Below are 19,275 nucleotides of genomic sequence, written 5' to 3'. Positions count from 1 at the left end.
TCTCCTAGCGTAATTGAAATCGAATCGGTTTTAGTTTAACCCTTTTTGCAGGAAGCTCCTTAATCTGGCTCTTTTTTAACGCCCTCTCAACAGATGTGATGGCACAGCGATCAAGTCGTCCATAACCTGAGCTTTTCAGCACTATCACTTCAATATGCCCCCCTTTCAGCTGCAATGCTAACTCAACCGTACCCTCTTCACCCCTTCGTTTTGAAGCCTCTGGATAGCAACCTTCAATATTGTAAAGAATAGTATTCATCAAAGATTGAGCAAATTGATCGCCGCTTCTCCCCTTATTCTCACCCTTCTCAACTGCCGGCGCCTCTTTGGCGAGTGATTCTGTTTTACTATTTTGCTTTTGAGGTGCGGGATTCTTATTTGGCTCAACGCTCCTCTTCGCTAGATGTTTTGTATCTGCACGCTGCTGCTGACTCTCTAAGCTTTTTCTAGCTTCACGCCCTTTTTTAACCCTTTTTTGGGGAGGATCTATCGGGTCGATCACTTGCTCTCCCCTTTTTTCTTCACTCTTTTCTCCACTCTTTTCTTTAGGATCTGCCTCTATCGCTACCTCCACCTCGGTATTGGTCTCTAAAGAAGGGCTCTGACTTAATAGCTGAATCGATAAATATTGCTCTCCTTCAACTGTTCCGGCATTTTGCGCTAAAATCAGCTGATCCGCCTTAAGAGAAAAAAGAAGCCCACAGAGCAATCCTCCATTTAAGAGTAACGATGCCAAAATTGCTATCACAACTATTATGCGCCTGATCATCACTCTCTCTCATTTACTGAAATAGCATTTGAAATCGCTGATAATCTTGTAAATATTGTATGGCGCTCTCAATTTGAAATGTCTGATAAGTGATATATCCCCAACATAGAAGACTCAAGAGAAACCATAATAGCGCAAGGGTGAAAAAGAGATAGCGAAGAATCTTTAAGAAAGTGATAAAGATCAGTTGAAAAGTAGAGGTAGAGCGCTTCTCATCTAGAGAGGAAGAGGTCGGCAAAAGTAACGGCAAGATCAGAACCAAGAGATGCAAAAGAGAGAGTAGCTGAAAACGCCATGCACCCTCTTTTAATAAAAGAATCCAGCTCTGAGGAATTATTTGAGAGAAATTCTCCCCATTCGCGGTTTGTGAAAAGCGCTTAATCGCGGCTATCATCTGCAAAAAATTGGTCTCTACAATGGTATTGGTGAGCACTAAAATCAATTCAGCAGCAAAGAGATAAAAGAGCAAAAGAGGTAGAAAAAAGAGCCCCTTTAACATCGGTGAAAGTCTACTATCTCGTATTCGTAGTAGATAGAGAATACCAAAGCTTAAAAAAAAGAGCATCACAATAACTAAGTAGAAATTGCGTTCTAGTATCAGGTTAGCAATACCCTTTAAGAGTTTTTGTGGCGACTCTGCAACATCAGTATAGTGGTAGAGAAAGAGTGCCAAGAGCGATAATGCCATCAGAGAGAGAATAAAGTATCCTTCAATAAATCCTCTTCGTCCGATCGGTGCAAACATTCGAGCCATAATCTGACCCATAACTCGACAAATAGCAATCCCACTATCTGCTAAGTTTACTCCCCTGCTAATGTTTTTTTTAGATCCATATTCCAACGCGTTTATACCACCGCTTATGCCACCTTTATTGATTTCATTATGCATAGAATCTCTCATCGCTCTAGCCCATCGAGCATGGCCTGTAATCCGGCAAGCGTATCTGCCGTATTTTGGCGCTGAACCTCTTTTGAGGGCATCTTGCCATCGGTATACCAGACAATATTCTCTTCCGGCAACTCCTCTAAAAAGCGACTCATCTTACAAGACTCCCACTCACCATAACGCCGGCGCTGCCGACAGAAGGTGATTTCCAATTTTCTCCGAGCTCGGGTTACACCCACATAGAAGAGTCGACGCTCCTCTTCAACCATATCACTATCGATACTATTTCGATGCGGGAGCAGATCCTCTTCCAATCCCACCATAAAAACATAGGGAAACTCCAATCCTTTAGCGCTATGGAGCGTCATGAGCGTCACAGCATCTGCCTCTTCCTCTTCTCGTTGATTTTCTAAAATAGAGATCAAAGTTAAGTGGGAGAGTATCTCCCCCAAACTCCCCTCTTCGCCGGCAAACCACTCTCTTAATGCATTAACACTATTCAATTTCCGTTCAAATGATTTAGGAGAAGTTGCCTGATCTCGTAGATGCCCCTCATAACCAATATCGGTAATCAATTTATCAAAGAGTTTCTCAACATGATTCTCATAACGACTCAGTGAACGAATTTGGGCGGCAAATTGAGCGCATTTATGCCCTGCTCGTCCAATATAACTTGTTAAATGGGGGTGCTCTAAGGTCTCAAAAAGGGAGAGATGATGTTCTGCGGCAAACGCTGTAATTTTTTTGAGCGTTACCGCACCAATCTCTCTTTTGGGGATATTAATTACCCGTAACAGAGAGGGATCATCCGCTGGATTACTAATGAGCTTGAGATAGGAGAGAAGATCTTTAACCTCAGGCTGTTGAAAAAAACTAGTTCCTCCAACCACTTTAACCGGTACACCGCGCATACGCAGTGCCATCTCAAAGATTCGTGCTTGATGATTACCACGATAGAGAACAGCAAAATCACTGTAGTTAGCACGATTTAACATCACATGATGCACAATTGTAGTAGCGATATATTCACTCTCTGCTTCGGCACTCTTAAAGTCGCGAATTTCAATCTTCTCTCCATCCCCTAATGTGGACCAAAGTGCCTTCTCATAGAGATGAGGATTGAGTGAAATCACATGGTTTGCAGCTTTAAGAATATGGCCTGTTGAGCGATAGTTTTGTTCAAGTTTAATCAATGTTAAATCTGGAAAATCGACTCTTAATTGATGTAAATTTTCAGGTCGTGCGCCTCGCCATGCATAGATCGACTGATCATCATCCCCGACAACAGTTAAGTGGTGATGATCCCCTATCAGTAACTTCACCAACTCATATTGACACATATTAGTATCTTGATACTCATCGACGAGCAGATAGCGGATCTCTTTTTGCCAGTGATAGCGAACATCAGGAAATTTTTGCAACAATTGTAGGGGTAGAAGAATAAGATCATCAAAATCGATCGCATTATAGGAGAGAAGCTGAGTCTGATAACGATCATAAAGCTCCACAAGAGAGCTTTCAAAGGGGTCTAAAACAGCATTACGGAGCGCATCTAAACTCTGTAGATCATTTTTCCACGTAGAGATACGATCTAATGCCAAACGAATCGTTTCAGAATCACTCTCCATCAATGATTCCATCAATTGCATACTATCTTTCTGATCATAGATAGAGAATCCCGGGCGCAGACCGATCAACTTCCCATGCTTTTTTAAGATAGAGAGCCCTAAGGTGTGGAAGGTAGAGACGCGCACTTTACGTCCCCGCTCCTTCCCCATTGTTCCGATCAATCGATCCGACATCTCCCTTGCTGCTTTATTGGTAAAGGTCACAGCATAGATTGATCGCGGATCGTAATAGTGCTCATCAACCAGATATCTGATTTTTTCGGTGATAACACGCGTCTTTCCTGAGCCCGCACCGGCTAATACCAATAGTGGTGTTTTAATATGATTAACCGCACTTGCTTGTTCCGGATTGAGTTTCATTATTACCCTTTATTGCTCTACAAACTCTCTACAAACTCTTAAAAGCCCCTTAAAAGTTTTAATAAGCCGTTATAGTCTCTTATAAGACTTTATAATCCCCCACCAGAGCTCTAAATCACTCGCGCTTGAAGAAGATGATGCATATTAATTACCCCTAGTACTTTCCCCGCCTCAACAACTGGGAGTGCCGTAATTCTCTTAGTCTCCATTAAATGTACAGCATCCACAGCTAAAGCGTCGGGCGCAATAATATAAGGCGTACGCGTAATACAATCTCCTAATGTGAGCTCATGAATATCTCGCCCTGTCATCAAAGAGCGACGAAGATCCCCTTCTGTAAAGACCCCTAAAAGCATCTGTTGATCATCAATAGCGACTGAAACGCCTAACGGTTTTTGGGTCATTGCTAAAAGAGTATCGGTTAATGTTGTCGACTCAGGAAGTGCCGCAAGCTCTTCAAAAGGAGCCATAATATCGGCAACACGCAAAAGTAATCTGCGACCTAATTTACCGCCGGGATGGGAGAAGGCAAAATCTTCAGAGGTAAATCCTCGCATCTCCAATAACGTGACGGCCAATGCATCCCCCATCGCAAGCGCCGCAGTTGTACTTGCTGTCGGTGCTAAATTGAGAGGACAGGCCTCTTTCTCAACCTTCACTAAAAGGTGATAGTCGGCTGATTTTGCTAAGGTGGAGTGCTGATTCCCGGTCATTGCCACAAGCGGAATATCTCTCCGAGAGATAATTGGTAAAATAGCAATTATCTCATCTGTCTCACCAGAGTTAGAGAGCGCAAGAACCACATCTTCTTCAGTAATCATTCCCAAATCGCCATGACTTGCTTCTGCGGGATGGAGAAAAAAGGCAGGAGTGCCGGTACTCGCCATCGTTGCTGCAATTTTATTGCCAATATGCCCAGACTTACCCATACCCGTCACGACAACGCGCCCGCGGCAATTTTTCAGAAGATCACAAATTTGTAGGAAATTCTCATCAATCTCCGATTGTAATGCCAAAATGGCGCCCGCTTCAACAGCTAAAACATTCTTTGCATGGGTTAGGTATATTTCTCGATGTACAGCCATATATAGCTCTCTCTCCTAAATAAAGTTTTGTTAATAGAACCAGAAAAACTAATCTAACTACCCGAATAAAGGGAACTAGTAATATCCATCATATTGACGAATCTTTATTGAGCTCGCCACTATTTCGTTAATGAGTATGTCATTTAAATTGATGCAATTATAGCGTAACAAAAGAAGCATGGTATGACTGTAAGTCCATTTTATTTTACAACAAATATACTTTCACCCATTATTAGGAATATGATACTCCTCTCCCCCGGCGCGCAACGATCATTAAATATTGATTTTGGTGTAAAAATGCTCAAGAAATTAGAAGAAAGACAGATTCAGATCTATATCATAACTACCATTATTGCTATCGTATTAGGGCTTTTCATCAATCAACTTACAAAAACGACTTTAGAGAACCTTATCACCCCTGCTCTAGGGATATTGATGTTTGCAATGTTTGCACAAATCCCTTTTTGGGAAATAAAATCAAGTTTTCAACATCGTTGTTTTTTTATTATTTTATTGGCTCTCAACTATATTGCCGTCCCCATTCTTATTGCACTTCTTCTCACCATTTTCTCACCTCCGATTACACTCAAAATAGGAATTTTACTTGTACTGCTTACCCCCTGTATCGATTATGTTGTGGTCTTTACAAAGCTCGGGAAAGGTGATGCAAAAATGATGTTAAGCGCAACGCCACTCCTTTTTATGACACAAATATTGCTACTGCCGCTCTACCTTTGGTGCTTTATTGGTAAGGAAGTTGCGGAAATTATTACGATTACCCCCTTTATTCACACCTTTGCCACTATGATTTTAATCCCTTTCTTCCTAGCGATGTTATTACAATGGCTAGCAAGTAGATATCAATCATCCACCAAAATCCTTAACCTAAGTGCTTGGCTACCAGTACCTTTTATGGCAATTGTACTCTTCTTAATCATCTCAACACAGATAGAACTCGTCCTCAATAACCATAACCGACACTACCTTTTAATACTCATTCCGTTGTATGCAAGCTTTATGTCTATGAGTTTTATCATCAGTTACGCTGTCGGAAAAAGTGCAAAACTGCCCATCACAATGACTCGCACTCTAATCTATAGTGTTGGGACTCGTAATTCCTTAGCCGTATTACCCTTTGCCTTCGCACTTCCTGCAGAAATTAGAACCTTAGTTGCGGCTGTTATTGTGACTCAAACATTAGTAGAGCTTGTAGGAGAGCTACTTTTTACCACAATAACGCCAAAACTCTAACTACCGAAAATAGAGACAGCAACTCTTGCTACTGGTGATAACGCTTATAAATATAAAAATATTGCAAACTTTTACAAATATTACATAAAAGCAATATTTTTATTGTCGTTTAAGAGATGATTGAGTAAACTAAGCGACACAATTATCAGATCATCGTCCAGATCGTCGTCAATTAATGATCCGCAATAGATAATGCCAATTGATCATACCAATAGGTGATTATTGGATCATTTATTCGATCATTTATTGGATCATTTATTGGTATTCAAAGTAAAAGAGCGTAATAAAGTATGACAAATCAGACTCAAAATATTGGCACAGTCGTGCTCTATAGCACATTAGATTGTCAACTCTGCGAAGCTGTTGAAGAGCGTTTACAAGCTGAAGGTATTCAATATCACTATATCGATATTGTTCACGATGATGCATTAGTAGAGCGTTATGGTTGGTTTATTCCTGTCATTAAATGGCAAGAGGAGATCTACAAAAGCCCTCTTGATCTCGATGCAATCATCGAGAAAATAAAAAATAGCTCAAAATAGATTTTCGAAGTAAACCTCTAAAGCCTATTTTCAAACTAAGACGTTCATCGACCCTCACAATAGACACCGTATAAGTTAAGGAATCTCCGATGCTAATTGATCTCTATGTAAAAAACTTCGCCATTATTGAAGAGTTGCAACTCGATTTCTCCCCTAATTTAACTGTTATTAGTGGAGAGACCGGCGCGGGAAAATCTTTAACGGTCGATGCTCTCTCAATTGTATTAGGCGGAAAAGCAGATAGCTCAATGATCTATCAGGGCGAAGCACAAGGTGAGGTTATTGCCACCTTTGATATCTCCAAAATCCCAAGAGCTAAAGCATGGCTCACTGAAAACTCGATCGGTTTTGATGATGATCTCTGTATTCTTCGACGCGTTATCTCAAGCAACGGGCGAAGCCGTGGGTTTATCAATGGTCGCGCTATGCCACTTCATGCACTCAAAAGTATCGGTGAGCGTTTAGTCGATATCCATGGCCAACATGCTCATCAATCACTAACACGTGCTAATGCTCAACGCCATCTGGTCGATCAATATGCCGGTTGCCTAGAAGAGGTGAATGACCTTGCCATCTTTACCCGAGAGATGCAGGAGTTAGAGAGTAAACTCAATGAGCTTAAAAACCGAGATGAGAGCACACAAGATCGCATCAACTTTTTAAAGTTTCAGTTGGCAGAGTTCAATAGCATAAAGCCACAAGAAGGTGAGTGGGAAACGATCAATGAACGCTTTGATCATCTTAATAACTTTGAGCTGAGAATTGCCGCCCTAGAAGAAGCGATCAACTACTTAAGTGATGATGAAAATGGTATCACCAGAAAGTTAGCACAATTAGAACAGTCACTACAAACCATCGAAAACTTCGATCCTTCTGTAAAAGATATAAAAGAGATGATCAACAATGCGCTTATTCTCTGTAGTGAATCGGAAAATGAGCTCAATGCCAAAATGGACCATGAGGGATTTGATCAAGAGGAATTACGACAGGTCGAAAGCCGCATGCAAGAGCTCAATAGCCTAGCACGTAAACATCGGATCGACCCTCTCAACCTTTTAATAAAACAACAAGAGCTTGAACAGGAACTTAGTGCCCAAGATGTCTCTGAAGAGGAGATTGAAGAGCTTGAGGAGAAGATTGCCCAGATGAAAATCCGTTGGCAGAAGATGGCTGATGAGATCACGCAGAAGCGATTAGAGGCGATTGAGGAACTCAATCTTAAAATCACCGAGTCGATGCAAGGCTTAGCGATGGAAGGGGGAAAATTTGCAATTCATCTTCAGCCTAATAATCCTTACCATCCTTATGGTAATGAGGCAGTTGAGTTTAATGTCTCTGCTAACCCAGGACAACCTCTACAACCTTTAGGCAGAGTTGCCTCAGGCGGTGAATTAGCACGTATTAGCTTAGCAATCTCTGTAATTCTAAGTATGCGCTCATCTCTTCCTACCTTGATCTTCGATGAGGTGGATACCGGCGTTGGGGGTGCTGTTGCAGAGATGATTGGTCGCTATCTGCAAGAACTTAGCATCGGTCGTCAAGTCTTCTGTGTGACCCATCTTCCCCAAGTTGCCAGTTTTGGGCATCACCATTTTGTTGTGGCTAAAACAAAAGGAGAGAGTAGTACAACAACGGCTATTCGTGCACTCACTCCTAAAGGCCGTATTGATGAGATCGCTAGAATGCTAGGGGGTGTCAAGCTGACAGAAGCCACCTTTGAACATGCAAAAGAGATGATCGAGAGTAACCGCCCTCTATGATACAGAAGATTATCTCTTACTAACTGCTTATAAACGGCCTATAAACGGCCTATAAACGGCCTATAAACGATCTATAAACGGCCTATAAACGATCTATAAGCGATCTATAAAGGACATCATAATTATTATAACCTGTTATAACTTATGAGTTTCGATCTCAAACCCCAATTGACGATAGAGCCGATAACGATTTCGGCTCTCTTCTAATACTTGCGGATCTTGCGTAATCACCTCAAAAACACGCTGATAGAGCCCATTTTTAACATCATCCGGCACAAAGGGATGGATATTGATAATTAAAGATCGATGCGGTAATGGCCACATCTTATCGGAGAGATAGATAAAATCAGCCTCATTAATATCCTCCTCCGTCGTAATGACAGCATGTGGAAGAAATTCAATGTGGGGCAATTCCCACAGCTTTCGATCTAAAAAGCGGATCAACTCCTGATTATCGCTATAGAGAAGTGCCGGCTCCTCAGCAAGATATGCCTTCTCTAAGATCTTCAATAACAATTTTTGTCGAGAAGCTTCGTTACTTGTTGGTAGAACATAAAAGCTGACTTGTACCATAACATCCTTTTTCAGTGAATCTTGTGAGCCCACCTATCAGCTAGCCTCATCCCGTAAGATTATGAGATAACCTTTTAAGAGAGTTAGCCTCTTAAATCAGCCTATTAATTTTGCCGACGATGAAAGGGGTTATATGCGATAATTCATTCCCCAATGAATATCTGCATTTCTTACTGTTTAACGGTAAAATAATAGCATTAAAATTATGGAAAAATAAGGTAGCAATGAAATTTGAACTTTTAAAGACCGATGGCGCTGCTCGCCGAGGCCGGATTACTTTTGAGCGAGGCACGATCGAAACACCTATCTTTATGCCGGTAGGGACAATTGCCACAGTAAAAGGGGTAACCCCCCAAAACCTAAAAGAGATGAATGCCCAGATTATTCTTGGCAACACTTTTCATCTCTGGCTAAGACCGGGACTTGATGTGATTCGCGCTCATGGCGATCTTCATGATTTTATGCAATGGGATAAACCGATCCTTACTGACTCAGGTGGTTTTCAGGTCTTCTCTCTTGCAGAACTTCGTAAGATTGAGGAGAAAGGGGTTACCTTCCGCTCCCCCTTTAATGGTGAAAAACTCTTTCTCGATCCAGAGAAATCAATGGAGATTCAACGGGTTTTAGGTTCCGACATTGTGATGGCATTTGATGAATGCACACCCTATCCTGCAACTTATGATGAAGCTAAAAAATCGATGGAGCTCTCAATGCGTTGGGCTAAACGCTCTAAAGATGCTTTTGTTGCCGGTGAGAACCCCAATGCACTCTTCGGGATTGTTCAAGGAAGTATGTTTGAGGATCTTCGAGAGCAATCACTCGATGCACTCCAAGAGGTGGAGTTCAATGGATATGCTATCGGCGGTCTAGCGGTTGGAGAACCGAAAGAGGAGCGAGATCGTATCTTAGAATTTCTCGATCCCAAAATGCCGAAAGATAAACCCCGCTATCTGATGGGCGTCGGTAAACCAGAAGATCTTATCGAAGGGGTAAAACGAGGGGTCGATATGTTTGACTGCGTGATTCCTACACGCAATGCTCGAAATGGACATCTCTTTACCCGTTTTGGCGATATTCGCATCAAAAATGCTCGCTATGATCTCGACACTCGTCCACTCGATGAGACCTGTAGCTGCTACACCTGTCAAAACTTTAGTCGCTCATATCTTCGTCATCTTATTCGAACCAAAGAGCTGCTTGGCGCACATTTAGCAAGTATTCATAACCTGCACTACTTCCTCTGGCATATGCAACAGATTCGAGATCACATCGATGCCGGAACATTCGATCAATATTATGAACAATTCTACAGAGAGCGTAAACAGGTGGATGAAGAGGCGCGATAGCCTCTCTTCTCCTTTACTCACAGCGATCTACACTTTCAGCGACCGATTTAGGTCCTCAAATTATGGAACAGTAATGATATGAGTCTCATTAATCGCTATATTCGACGAGAGATCTTGTCGACCTTCGCAGCAGTACTCTTGGTACTGATCTCTATTCTGCTTGTGCAGCGATTGGCCTTCTATCTCAACCAAGTGATCAATGGAACTCTATCGCAATCAGCTGTGATCTCATTGCTAGGCCTACAAGTTGTTCGATTTATCACTGAACTGCTCCCTTTGAGCTTTCTACTCGCCTCTATCTTGGCTTTCGGTAGACTCTATAAAGATAGTGAGATGACCGCCTTTTACGCTTTAGGAATGCCGGTTAAACGACTCTATCGTATTTTGTTGCAGATCGGAATTCCCTTAAGTTTTCTCATCTTAATTTTAAATTTCTGGATTGTGCCGGAGATTGCACAAATTCAAGAAGTGGTCTTAAAAAAGGCACGAGAAGAGGCCCAGCTGACAATCTTAAAACCAGGTGTTTTCCAGGAGTTTGCCAGAGGGAAGCAGACTATCTACGTACAATCGATCAATGCGGAAGATGGAACGCTGAACAAGATCTTTATCAAAACGAATGAAGCGAATGGGCATCATACTATTACCATTGCCGAAAAGGGAACCCAACAGATCAATGAGGATAATACCCGTTTTGTGATCTTAGAAGATGGCTCAAGGACAACCACAAATGCTGATTTTTCAGAAGTGCTCTTCTTCGATACGCTACGAATCCGCCTCGATACTGAAAGTAGTGATGCTTGGCCGAAAGCGATTGCCTGGAGTGCGTATGATGTCATCACCGGCACAACGGTAGATGAGAAACGGGAGTTACAGCGACGCCTTTCCGGTCCGATCTCAATCTATCTCTTAATTTTGTTGATCCCGGCACTCTCACACTCTCGACCGCGAGAAGGTCGCTTCAATAAATTAATTGTGGGGGTCATCTTTTACGTCTTCTACTTTAACTTCTTAGGTATCGGACTCTCCTGGATTAAGAGTGGCAAAATTAACCCTGATTTAGGCATTTGGTGGATTCAGCTCATCATGTTTATCTTCGCCTACATTGTCTACCGGCGTTACAACAGATCTCTCTAATAATATCTCTAAAAATGATTCAAGAGAACTCCCATCAATATCGCTAAGAGATAATTAAGAATTACAAGGAGACCCAATTATGAGAACCCTAAATAGCCAAAATCCCATCGTGGACGACAGATCGTTATCGCGAGGATAATATGATAAAAATTGATCGATATACCTTAAAGACCTCCCTCTTCTTTACCCTGCTCTGTCTTCTGCTTCTCGTTATTATTGAGACCTTTTTTACCTTTCTAAATGAGCTACAAGACCTTGATGATCAATATGTTGTCACCGACATGTTGCTCTATCTGCTCTATGATATGCCGGCGCGCATCTATCGTATCTTTCCCATGGCATTACTCTTAGGAACACTTCTCGGTTTGGGGCAGCTAGCTAGCCACAATGAACTAACCGCTATTAGAACCGCTGGATTTAGTAAAGCTCGCACGCTAAAAGGAGCGATCTATACCACTCTAATCTTAAGTCTTGGCGTTGTCTTAATCGGTGAATATATTGTTCCAGAGACCCATGAAAGAGCACTTGAAGTGAGTCATAAGAGCAGTGTTGGGAAGGGATTTTGGGCGATTGATGGCGGTTATATTATTGAAGTGAGATCAATGCATGATCTCTCCCTGCGCAATATCACGATTTATAATCCTGAAGATAATTATCTAAAACAGATTATGAGAGCTGATCATATGACACTTGAAGGCGATCATTGGATGATTCCTTCACTCTCTGCGATCACTTTTAGTGAGCGCCAAATCACCAAAGAGAATCTAAAAGACTTTAAAATAGAGACCCATATTGATCAGGCGGCCTTAACGGCACTCATTAGTGACCCAGAATATCAATCGAGCCAGAGTCTATGGCGTTTTATTAACTATCTCGAAGAGAATAATCTCGATAGTAGTGAATATCGCCTTGCTTTTTGGTCGAAGGTCTTCAATCCTTTAACCAATATCTCAATGATCCTTATCGCTGCACCGCTCGTCTTTGCTCAGCAGAGACGACAAGGAATTGGTGAGCGCATCTTGATCGGGGTTATTTTGGGGCTCATTATCTACTTAACAACACAGATGTTAGGACACTTTATCCTTATCTCCGGATTCTCTCCGCTACTAGGTGCTCTCTTTCCGACAATTTTAGCGATTGCGATCGCTTATGCGCTCTTTAAATTATTACCATAACTCCTAATTGTAGAGATGCCGGCTTTAAGTGCCGGCATTTTTATTTATGGATTTTTGTTTATGGATTTTTGTTTATGGATTTTTGTTTATGGGTTTTTGTTTATGGGTTTTTATTTGTTAATTTTTATTTATAAAGAAGATTGTAAATAGGGGGTCAATAGCTGCTCGATCTCTTTTTGTCGCGCTTTAACGATCTCTGTTGAGCCTCTTCCTTCAATATTAATCCGTAAATAAGGCTCTGTATTGGAGGCGCGCACATTGATTCGTGAATCTTCTAAACGCAGACTTAAACCATCGAGATAATCCTCGGAGATCGCTTCACCTCTAAAATAATCGGCAATCTTCATGATCACTAAGTCAGAATCCACTACAAGATAGTTCAACTCTCCGCTACAAGGATAACGTTTTCTTGCAGCTGCAACGAGCGCGCCTAATGTCTGATCGCTCTTTGCTAAAAGCTGAGAGATTAGAAGAAAAGGGATCATTCCCGAATCGCAGTAATGAAATGCTTGAAAGTAGTGGTGAGCACTCATCTCTCCACCATAAAGTGCATTAAACTTCCGCATACTCTCCTTCATCGGTGAGTGTCCACCGGCAGAAATAACAACCTTTCCACCAGCATTCTTGATCGCCTCTTCACTATTGAGTGTCTGCCGAGTATCAATCACAATAGTAGAATTGGGATGATCCGTTAATAATACGGTTGCTAATAGCCCAACAATATAGGAACTATCTACAAAATCCCCTCTTTCATCAAAGAAGAAACAACGATCAAAATCACCATCCCACGCAACACCAAAATCAGCCCTAGAAGCCTGTATCGCCTCTTGGGTTGCCTGTCGTCTCTCCACTAAAAGTGGATTAGGCACACCATTTGGAAAAGCACCATCTGGCTCATGATGAATCTTTATTAGCTGATAAGGCAGATAAGGCTCAAGAAGATCAACAATCGCTCCGGCGCAACCATTGCCACTATTACAGACGATCCTTAATGACTTTGGTGAAATGGGTGAAATGGGTGAAATGAGTGAGGTGGATAGGGTGGATGAAACTGATGACGCTGATGAAGCTGAAGTGAATGAGTTTAAAGGGAAATCTTCACCTCTTTGCGGCAATGCCATTGAAGAGGCTTGCAACAATGCTTGAAGATAAGGCCTCTTATCGACAAAGTGCCTTAATAGCCCCTTCTCTCTCAGAGTGAAATGACCAAAATCTTCCTGCAAAATACGTCTTTTTAATGCCTCAAGGCCAGTGGAACCGCTGATAGGCTCTGCGCCTCTCGCTACCAATTTAAAACCGTTGTGACTCTTGGGGTTATGGCTTGCTGTAATCATAATGCCGCCATCTGCTTCGAGATAGACAGTATTGAAGTAGACCTCTTCCGTTCCACAGATATCGAGAGAGATAACATCGGCGCCGGCATCACAGATACCTGCGACTAATTGAGTGAAAAGTTGCGGACTACTTTGACGAATATCATGTCCAACAACGACCACTTTAGCCCGATATTCCGCTACAAATGCAAGACCTAGCTTATAAGCTAGGTCTTCATTAATCTCAAGGGGGTATTCCCCCCGAATATCGTAAGCTTTAAAAGCTTTTAACTCCATTACAGGATTACCTTCTACTAATCAAAAGGGTCTCTTAAAACTAATGTCTCATTACGATCAGGCCCTGTAGAGATAATATCTACCGGCACCTTAACAAGCTCTTCAAGACGCTTAATATAGTTCTGAGCCGCAACGGGAAGTGCATCAAAACTCATGACACCAACTGTACTCTCTGACCAGCCCGGCATTGTTTCATAGATCGGCTCACAGCGTGCAAAATTCTCTGCACCATAAGGAGGATAATCGACCACTTCACCATCTAACTGATAGCCTGTACAGATCCTCACCTCATCCATACCATCTAACACATCAAGTTTCGTTAAACAGATACCTGATAAGCTATTGATATCGATTGAACGCTTTAATACCGGAACATCAAACCAGCCACAACGACGCGCACGACCTGTTACCGAACCAAACTCATGCCCACGTTTTGCTAAGCCTTGACCAATTTCACAAGTTAACTCTGTTGGGAATGGTCCTGAACCAACACGTGTAACATAAGCTTTAACAATTCCTAAAACATAATCTAAAGCTAATGGTCCCACGCCTGAACCGGTAGCCGCACCGCCGGCAGATGTATTACTAGATGTTACAAAAGGATAAGTTCCATGATCGATATCTAGGAATGTTCCTTGCGCTCCTTCAAACATCACCTTAGCTCCACGATCTCTTAACTTCTTAAGCTCGTAGGAGACATCAGTGACTAATGGTAGAAGACGTTTTGCCAGCTCCATCGTATCATTAAAGACTTTATCAACAGAGAGCGCTTCTTTACCAAGGTAGTTCACAAGAACAAAGTTATGATACTCCATCACACTTTCAAGCTTCTGACGGAAAACTTCAGGGTAGAAGAGATCCGCAACACGGACTGCTCGACGCGCGACCTTATCTTCATAAGTAGGACCGATTCCTCTTCCTGTTGTACCGATCTTATTTTTACCAAGCTTCTCTTCACGCGCCTGATCAATCGCAACATGATATGGCATCACCAAAGGGCAAGCTTCTGAGATCTTTAGACGCTCATCGACATTGATGCCACGACTTAATAGCTCATCCATCTCACTTAAGAGTGCTTCTGGAGAGAGCACCACACCATTACCGATATAACAGGTAACATGTTCACGCAAAATTCCAGATGGAATTAAACGTAAAACTGTCTTCTCGCCATCGATAACAAGAGTATGCCCAGCATTATGCCCCCCTTGAAATCGAACAACAGCTTCTGCTTTATCTGTTAAGAGGTCAACGATCTTTCCTTTACCTTCGTCGCCCCATTGCGTCCCGATAATAACAACATTATTACCCATTATAAGTTTTCCTCATGAAAATGAATCTAGCGCAATGCGCTCTTTAAATTGATACAAATAGACAGCGTGAAATTGAAACTAATATTTAACGTTACATCCAATATTGAATTCTCAATATTCACAATTATGTCTTACTGTTTCTGCTGAAAATGCTTAAAGAAATCACTCTCTGGATCGAGAATTAAGAGATCTCCATCATTTTGGAATGCATTTTTATACGCCTCTAAACTACGATAGAAGGAGTAAAAATCGGGATCTTGCCCATAAGCTTCTCCATAAATCGTTGCGGCTCCAGCATCCCCTTCCCCGCGAATCTTCTCTGCTTCTTCATAAGCATTTGCCAAAAGAATGGTTCGGTTACTATCAGCTTCTGCAACTTTTTCGATATAGGCTGCTTCCCCTTTAGAACGCAATTCAGTTGCTACGCGCTCACGCTCTGTTCTCATTCGCTTAAAGACGTTATCGGTCACATCATCAGGGAGCTCTACACCATTAATACGAACATCGATAATCTCAACACCATACTCTTTTGCTTCCACAGAGAGCGCGACTAAAATTGTCCGCTCAATCTCTTGTCTAATAGTATTATTCAGATCAACTTCTTGTCCGGCAATAACAGGAACAACATTCTCTTTGCTGCGAATAACGATATCGACATCTTCAGAATGAATCTCTTCTAATGTCTTAGGATCTAAGGAGAGCGCATCACTCGGCTTATCAACAACAATCACCTTTGAACCATCACGATACTTGCTCCCTTTAGAGGTAACATTACCGCCGACAACTGTCTGAACATCACGCTTACCGAAAGCCGCTCTAAAGTTATTCTTCACAATAGGTTCAAAAAGGCGGTTAAAGATACCGGGATTACCCGATACTTTCTGATAATAGACCTCAGGATCGATGACACGCCATTTTATAAAGGTATCAACAATCAAGTTCTTCTTCTCAGAAGTCAAGAAAGGTTCTGGTGGCGTATCTAATGTCTGAATTCTTCCATCGAAGATTCTCACATTATCGATAAAGGGCAATTTAAAGTAGATGCCCGGCTCATCATAGACGGCAACGATACGCCCAAAACGGAGCTGAAGACCTTTCTCCCACTCCTTAACAATCACTAAAGATGTGCTTAAGAGAAGCAGTACAATAATGACGATTGGTAAAACTATGCGAGTTACAATTCTCATTTTCTCTCTCCTCTCTTAACGAGTGAAACGCGCACGACTTCTCTGATCGTTCACATTGTTATTATTGGGTTGATTTTGAATAATGCTCTCTGGTGTCGGCGTTGTCTCTTTGACTTCGATTGTCACCGCTCCCTCTCTCTTCTCAGTCTTACTCAATCCTGAGTTTGTTGTAGAGCCTGTCATCTTATCGAGGGGCAACATCATTAAGTTATTACTATCTGAACCCATATAGAGCTTATTACTGTTTTGTAATACTTCTTCCATATTTTCAAGATAGAGACGCTCTCTAGTCACCTCTGGCGCTACAGCATATGCTGAGTAGAGGCGATTAAAACGCTCTGCCTCCCCGCGTGCTTGTGCGATTTTACTCTCACGATAAGCTTCTGCCTGGCGCAAAATTCTCTCTGCTTCCCCGCGCGCCTCTTCATGGACTTTACTCTGATAAGCATTCGCTTGGTTAATTCGACTCTGCTCATCTTCACGGGCACGAATCGCATCGGAGAAGGCATCTTGCACCGCTGCCGGCGCTTGCGCATCTTCTAAGTTCACGTTTGTAATCACAAGACCAATCTGATAGTTATCTAAGATACTTTGAGCAAGCTCTTTAACCTCTTGCATCAACTGCTCTCGACCATCTGTCAAAATATCATCTAGAGATGTTTGACCAACACGCTCACGGGTTGCACTATCGACAACCTCTTTTAATGTTTTATCGGGATCAACAGATGTAAACCAATATTGTGAAGGATCATCATTATTAATCTGATATTGAACCTCAACACTCACATCAACTAAGTTTTCATCCTTTGTTAACATCGCAGCACGACGATTTCCTTTAGCGGTAGAACCGATCTTTTGTGAAAATCGACGTTGAATATCGATGATGCGATGATCACCAATCGGATTAGGAAGACGCCATCTTAAACCAGGATCTTTAGTGGCATGATACTGACCTAAGAGTAACTCGACCCCTTTCTGTCCCGCATCAATTGTATAGAAACCTGTTGCTAACCAACCACATAGAAGAACAGCACCACCTAAAGCGATATATTTACCATAACCGCCATGTCGATGACCGCCCATCCCTTTCTTACCACGAAATGCACCGCCTAACTTTTTAAAAATTTCGTCAAGATCGGGTCCAGCGCCATTTTTAGGTCGTTGATCATTCGGCTGATTATTTCCATGAGGACTACCTGATGAGCCACCTTGCTGGCTATCTTTAGGCTCTTGCCAAGCCATCTCTAAGTTATTTTTTTTCATTTAATCCCTTTGATTCCAGATCTTACCGAAACTGTTGAATACCAACTCGACAAGATACCAATTTTTTACGCTATTTGCACCTATAGATATTGTTCGAAATAGGAAGCTGCTTCTGGCTGCTCCTTCAATAGTCGCATAATTCGATATCGAGCAACATAGAGATCTAAAAGAAACTCACCATTTTTGCCAAACGCTTCCTCTTTAACTGCATCAAGCGCATAGAGCTCTGCTCTTAATCGCCCTTCACTTGGGGGAAGTATCAATCTCATTGAGAGGTGCTCTTTCTGAAAGTGGGAAGCGATTCCCTCTAAAAGTAGATCAATACCAATATCTTTAGCTGCTGAAATCCAAACAGCTTTAACAACGCCCCCTTCTGACATCTCATTATGGGGCTCAATCTCAGGTTTAAGATCGATCTTATTAAAGACCTGTAATCGCGGTACTGCTTCTGCACCGATCTGCTCTAAAACAGCAGTCACCTCTCGCATCTTTAGATCTCTCTCTGGATCTGCAACATCGATCACCTCGAGAAGAAGATCCGCTTCAACAGCTTCCTGCAAAGTTGATTTAAATGCTTCTACAAGATCATGAGGAAGTTTAGAGATAAATCCAACGGTATCAACTAAAACTGCTCTGCCAACAAACTCAATATCTAACGCTCTATGAGTCGGATCGAGTGTTGCAAAGAGTTGATCTTGCACATAGACACCAGCGGCAGTTAATCGATTGAAAAGAGAAGATTTGCCGGCATTGGTATAGCCGACTAATGCGATTGTAGGAACCTCGTTACGTTCCCGGGAGATACGCCCCTGCGCACGCATCTTTGTCACGGTCTCAAGACGTTTTTTAAGCTGCCGAATACGATCACTAATAACGCGCCGATCCATCTCAAGCCGGGTCTCCCCTGGCCCGCGAAGTCCTACAGCGCCCCCTCTTTGTTGCGAGAGATTAGTATGCTTTCGTACTAAACGTGTCGATAATCGGGTTAATTGTGCCAATTCAACCTGTAACTTTCCTTCAAAGCTTTGAGCTCTTTGGGCAAAGATATCGAGAATTAAGCCAGTCCGGTCAACCACACGAACACCGCATAACTCTTCTAAGTTGCGGTTTTGACTAGGCGTTAAATCATGGTTAATTAATACAACATTAGCATCGCTCTGCTCTACGGCTACACGTACTTCATCTGCTTTGCCAGTTCCTAAAAAATATTTATGATGAGGGGTTTGCCGAGTTCCTGTAATACAGGAGAGGATCTCAACACCTGCAGATGTCACTAACTCCTTAAACTCTGCAAGATCCCCCTCTTCACTTTCAGGCATCTCTAAAGAGACGATGATTGCTCTGTCATCTTCGTGACTAAATTGCTCTACTATATGATTCATTAATAAAGGATGGG

General features: G+C 42.1%; 16 protein-coding genes. 6 read left to right on the top strand and 10 right to left on the bottom strand.

Features of this window, described 5'->3' with window-relative positions:
- Window positions 1-4: 4 nt before the first annotated feature.
- The 4 genes from B9T19_RS01110 to B9T19_RS01095 all read right to left on the bottom strand — a co-directional run bounded on the left by B9T19_RS01110 (window position 5) and on the right by B9T19_RS01095 (window position 4,728).
- A complete protein-coding gene (locus tag B9T19_RS01110) occupies window positions 5-769 on the bottom strand; it encodes an energy transducer TonB (RefSeq protein ID WP_094566777.1) in 765 nt (254 codons plus the stop codon).
- A gap of 13 nt (window positions 770-782) precedes the next feature.
- Window positions 783-1,523 carry a hypothetical protein gene (locus B9T19_RS01105; protein ID WP_143436839.1) on the bottom strand — a complete coding sequence of 247 codons (741 nt, stop codon included), beginning with the start codon at window positions 1,521-1,523 and terminating at the stop codon, window positions 783-785.
- Between the two features lie 143 nt (window positions 1,524-1,666).
- Entirely contained in the window at window positions 1,667-3,643 is a 1,977-nt protein-coding gene (locus tag B9T19_RS01100; protein ID WP_094566775.1) for a UvrD-helicase domain-containing protein, read from the bottom strand.
- A gap of 110 nt (window positions 3,644-3,753) precedes the next feature.
- A complete protein-coding gene (locus tag B9T19_RS01095; RefSeq protein ID WP_094566774.1) occupies window positions 3,754-4,728 on the bottom strand; it encodes an SIS domain-containing protein in 975 nt (324 codons plus the stop codon).
- Window positions 4,729-5,025: 297 nt separating this feature from the next.
- Between B9T19_RS01095 and B9T19_RS01090 the strand changes: the two genes are divergently transcribed.
- The 3 genes from B9T19_RS01090 to recN all read left to right on the top strand — a co-directional run bounded on the left by B9T19_RS01090 (window position 5,026) and on the right by recN (window position 8,281).
- The gene (locus B9T19_RS01090) at window positions 5,026-5,979 is read left to right on the top strand and encodes an arsenic resistance protein (protein ID WP_233146753.1); all 954 of its coding nucleotides are present in this window, start codon (window positions 5,026-5,028) and stop codon (window positions 5,977-5,979) included.
- Window positions 5,980-6,269: 290 nt separating this feature from the next.
- Entirely contained in the window at window positions 6,270-6,521 is a 252-nt protein-coding gene (locus tag B9T19_RS01085; protein ID WP_094566772.1) for a glutaredoxin family protein, read from the top strand.
- Between the two features lie 89 nt (window positions 6,522-6,610).
- On the top strand, window positions 6,611-8,281 hold the full coding sequence (recN, locus tag B9T19_RS01080; protein WP_094566771.1) for a DNA repair protein RecN: 1,671 nt from the start codon (window positions 6,611-6,613) through the stop codon (window positions 8,279-8,281).
- 135 nt (window positions 8,282-8,416) lie between these two features.
- Here the strand turns inward: recN and B9T19_RS01075 are convergent, their stop codons facing one another.
- A complete protein-coding gene (locus B9T19_RS01075) occupies window positions 8,417-8,854 on the bottom strand; it encodes a DNA polymerase III subunit chi (protein ID WP_094566770.1) in 438 nt (145 codons plus the stop codon).
- Between the two features lie 224 nt (window positions 8,855-9,078).
- Between B9T19_RS01075 and tgt the strand changes: the two genes are divergently transcribed.
- From tgt to lptG, 3 genes are all read left to right on the top strand, one after another.
- Entirely contained in the window at window positions 9,079-10,200 is a 1,122-nt protein-coding gene (tgt, locus tag B9T19_RS01070; RefSeq protein WP_094566769.1) for a tRNA guanosine(34) transglycosylase Tgt, read from the top strand.
- A 78-nt stretch (window positions 10,201-10,278) separates the two neighbouring features.
- Window positions 10,279-11,334: an LPS export ABC transporter permease LptF gene (gene lptF, locus B9T19_RS01065; RefSeq protein WP_094566768.1), complete on the top strand. Its 1,056-nt coding sequence runs from the start codon at window positions 10,279-10,281 to the stop codon at window positions 11,332-11,334.
- 140 nt (window positions 11,335-11,474) lie between these two features.
- Complete coding sequence (gene lptG / locus B9T19_RS01060) at window positions 11,475-12,509, top strand: LPS export ABC transporter permease LptG (RefSeq protein ID WP_094566767.1); 1,035 nt, start codon at window positions 11,475-11,477, stop codon at window positions 12,507-12,509.
- Window positions 12,510-12,637: 128 nt separating this feature from the next.
- Here lptG and B9T19_RS01055 read toward each other — a convergent pair whose 3' ends face one another.
- The 5 genes from B9T19_RS01055 to hflX all read right to left on the bottom strand — a co-directional run bounded on the left by B9T19_RS01055 (window position 12,638) and on the right by hflX (window position 19,261).
- Window positions 12,638-14,119, bottom strand: a complete 1,482-nt coding sequence (locus B9T19_RS01055) for a phosphomannomutase/phosphoglucomutase (RefSeq protein WP_094566766.1) — start codon at window positions 14,117-14,119, stop codon at window positions 12,638-12,640.
- 17 nt (window positions 14,120-14,136) lie between these two features.
- Complete coding sequence (locus B9T19_RS01050; protein WP_094566765.1) at window positions 14,137-15,429, bottom strand: adenylosuccinate synthase; 1,293 nt, start codon at window positions 15,427-15,429, stop codon at window positions 14,137-14,139.
- Window positions 15,430-15,560: 131 nt separating this feature from the next.
- Entirely contained in the window at window positions 15,561-16,616 is a 1,056-nt protein-coding gene (gene hflC / locus B9T19_RS01045) for a protease modulator HflC (protein WP_094566764.1), read from the bottom strand.
- A gap of 15 nt (window positions 16,617-16,631) precedes the next feature.
- On the bottom strand, window positions 16,632-17,879 hold the full coding sequence (hflK, locus tag B9T19_RS01040; RefSeq protein ID WP_094566763.1) for an FtsH protease activity modulator HflK: 1,248 nt from the start codon (window positions 17,877-17,879) through the stop codon (window positions 16,632-16,634).
- 80 nt (window positions 17,880-17,959) lie between these two features.
- Window positions 17,960-19,261 carry a ribosome rescue GTPase HflX gene (gene hflX, locus B9T19_RS01035; protein WP_094566762.1) on the bottom strand — a complete coding sequence of 434 codons (1,302 nt, stop codon included), beginning with the start codon at window positions 19,259-19,261 and terminating at the stop codon, window positions 17,960-17,962.
- Window positions 19,262-19,275 lie beyond the last annotated feature (14 nt).

Source organism: Ignatzschineria sp. F8392, from assembly GCF_002252045.1.
Lineage (GTDB): Bacteria > Pseudomonadota > Gammaproteobacteria > Cardiobacteriales > Wohlfahrtiimonadaceae > Ignatzschineria.
This window is presented reverse-complemented; position numbering and strand designations above follow the sequence as displayed.